The 3,438-nt window shown below is 59.1% G+C and carries 2 protein-coding genes; both read left to right on the forward strand.

All coding sequences use genetic code 11. From position 1 onward, the window contains the following. The coding region (locus ABYM29_RS15270; protein WP_372865653.1) for an AMP-binding protein at window positions 1-1,149 on the forward strand (1,149 nt) is incomplete at its 5' end. Window positions 1,150-1,408: 259 nt separating this feature from the next. After that, window positions 1,409-3,438, forward strand: a 2,030-nt coding sequence (locus ABYM29_RS15275; protein WP_372865654.1) for a TonB-dependent receptor, incomplete at its 3' end; no start/stop codon positions are given.

The raw sequence follows: 3,438 nt of genomic DNA on the forward strand, positions 1-3,438 counted from the left end.
CAGCCATTGCCGGAGTCGCCACTGGCGAATTTGCAGGCCTTTACCGATGTGCTGGCGCGCGGCGCGGCGGCCGAGTTGCCCAAGGTGAGCCACAGCATGGACGACATTGCCCTGCTGCAGTACACCGGCGGCACCACGGGCGTGGCCAAGGGCGCGGTACTCACCCAGGGCAATTTGTTTGCCAGCAGTTTGCAGTCGGCGGCGCTGGTAGAAAACCAGCCCAATCGCGAGCTGGACGATGTGCTGGTGGCGCCGATGCCGCTCTACCATGTCTATGGTTTTACGGTGAATGTGGTGTCGGTGTTCCTCGACGGCGGGCTGTCGGTATTGATTCCCGACCCCCGCAACCCGGACAGCATTATCGAGGCATTCAAGCGCTACAACGTGACGTCCATGGCCGGCGTGAATACCCTGTTCACCGCGCTGCTGCGCCACCCGGAATTTGATTCGCTGGACTTTAGCCACCTCAAGGGCGTTATAGCCGGCGGCGCGGCGCTGGTTGAAGAGATCGCTGAGGAGTGGCAGCGGCGTACCGGCATGGAAATTTTCGAGGGCTACGGCCTGTCGGAAACCGCCTCGGCGCTGTCCTGCAATGGCCACGGCGCAGACCGTCAGCTGGGCACCGTGGGCAAGCCGATGGTGGCCCAGGAGGTCAAAGTGGTCGACAGCAATGGCCAGCGCCTGCCGGCCGGCCAAGAGGGCGAGCTGCTGGTGCGGGGGCCACAGGTAATGCAGGGCTATTGGCAGCGCCCGGAGGCAACCGCCGAAGCGATAGACGACGAGGGCTGGTTTCGCACCGGCGATATCGCCATTATCCAGCCCGATGGTTTCATTCGTATCGTCGACCGCCTGAAAGACATGATTCTGGTGTCGGGCTTCAATGTTTACCCCAACGAAATTGAAAACGTGCTGTATTCCCACCCCGATGTCGTCGAGTGCGCGGTAGTGGGCGTGCCCGACAAGAAATCGGGCGAGGCGGTGAAGGCCTATGTGGTGAGCAGCAATGCCGAATTGTCAGCCGAGGCGCTGACCGCCTTTTGCCGCGAGCAGCTTACCGGCTACAAGATTCCCCGCGCGATCGAGTTTCGCGACGAGCTGCCCAAGTCCAATGTTGGCAAGATTCTGCGCCGCGAGCTGCGCGGGCAATAATTGCAGCCCTGCGCTGGCCGGCGGTCTGGCGGGGTTTGCGCGCGCCTGCGTTGCCTGTTTAGCGACGGGCGACGGGCTGGCCGTCGACGTTTATCCAGCATCCGCCCGGCCCCCGGGCATTGGACACCGCATGTCGTGGCGTCGGCAAAGTCCCCTCGCATAGACTGGCTGTGAGATACGCGGGTTAGTCTCGCCCGCAATAATTCCTATAACACAAAACTGCTGTCGCTCATTGCAGCGTGGCAGAAGAGAGATTTCGATGCGGATAGCCAATTATAACAATCTGAGTACACTGCTGCTGAGCCTGTCGCTTGCCAGTAATGCTGTGGCCGAGGCCGGCACAGAGGCGGCAGGCAAGAAGCGGCGGGTCATCGAAGAGGTGATTGTCACCGCGCAGAAACGCGCGGAAAGCCTGCAGGATGTGCCGGTGTCGGTGTCGAGCTTTGATCGCGATTTTATGACCGATATGGCGACCGTCGATATTGGCGAACTGGTGCAGTACACCCCCAATATCAAATTCGATAACTCGCTGGGGCACTCCCCGGTGCTGACCATTCGCGGCTTTGGTACGCCGCCGCTGGGGCGCGGTCTGGAGCCCTCGGTGGGGCTGTCGATAGACGATGTGTTTTACGGCCGTTCCTCCTATATCAACGACACCAATTTTGACCTGGAGCGCATGGAAGTACTGCGCGGCCCCCAAGGCACCTTGTTTGGCAAGAACACCATCGCTGGGGTGCTGAACTTTGCCACCCGCGATCCGGATTTTGACAACGGCGCCTTTGTGTCGGCGGGCACCTCGAAAATTGATGAGGTGAGAGTCGAGGCGGCGGCGTCGATGACACTGATCGACGATGTGTTGGCGGCGCGGATCGCGCTGCGCGCGCGCCAGCGCGACAGTCATGTGTATAACACCGCTCGCGATGAACAAAATGAAGTCGACGACCTGTCGGCGCGCCTAAAAGTGAAGTGGTGGATCAATGAATCCTCCGACCTGCTATTGAATGTGTGGGCGTCCAAGCACCGCGAACTCGGACTGATTACCCAGTTGAAAATCGCCAGTGAAAAGTCACTGAATGAATTTCGCAAGAAAGACCCCGAGGTAGAAGCCAACGAATTCAACGAGACTCTGTCGATGAACCGCGATACCTATTCTGATCGCGATACCGAATCGATCAATCTGAAGTATTCGAAACATTGGCAGCCCGACAACTTTTTCTCGGCGTTGAACCTGCAGGCCATTGCCGGTTGGTCAGCCCTGAGTTCGCCCTATGCCATCGACGGCGACTTTTCGCCCATCGACTTCATCGACTTTGGCACCGAAAAACCCAACGCCTATGAGCAAACCATGCTGGAGCTGCGTCTGGGCGGTGGGATGCCGGGCTTGTTTGGCATCGGCAACGGCATCGACTTTATTGCCGGAGCATTCTTCTCGCAATCCGAGCACAGTTCATCGATCCGCCAGACCAATGGCGCGGGGGTGGCATCCTATGCGGCAGCCGGGGCGTTTTATGATCCCGGTTCGGACTTTCCGCTGTTGGCCGAAGTATTTTTGCCGGGCAATATCCCCGATATCGACGACGAGGGCCAGGCCGAAACTCTGTTCGCCACCACCGACGTAGAGACCGACAGCGCCGCCTATTTTATGCAGTTCGACTGGTATTTGACCGACACGGTAACGGCGGTATTGGGGCTGCGCTACGGCGAGGACTCGCGCACCGGCAGACTGGTTTCCGGCAAGCGGGGGTTGCCGGGGGCGGGGCCAGTGGTCACCGGTCAAGAAGACTTTGATGTGACCAGCAGTGACAGCGATTATGATTTTACGCCTAAAGTCACCATGATCTGGCAGCCCACAGAAGCACTGACGCTGTTTGCCACCGTTACCGAGGGCTTTAAAAGCGGTGGCTTTGCCGCTGGGGTCTTTACCGACGACCATCTGACCTTTGACCCGGAAACGGCAACCGCTTACGAGCTGGGCTTTAAGAGTAAGTGGCTGGGCGGCTCATTGATGCTTAACGGTGCGGCCTTTCATACCAAGTATCGCGATCTGCAGGTGCGCAATTTTGACGGCCGCACGATGTTTGTCACCAATGCCGCCGATGCCGAGACCGAGGGTTTTGAATTCGACTTCTTCTGGTTGCCGCCAGTGCCTTATTTGTCGATCGGCGGCAGCGCCGGTTTCGTCGATGCCCGCTATATTGAATACCTCTGTGCGACCGCGGTGGCCGGCTCGGATGGCGGCAGCGGCGATGATTCTTGTTTCAATGAAAATACCGGTCCGAAGGGCGACCC

The organism is Spongiibacter sp. (assembly GCF_041602295.1).
Classification (GTDB): Bacteria; Pseudomonadota; Gammaproteobacteria; order Pseudomonadales; family Spongiibacteraceae; genus Spongiibacter.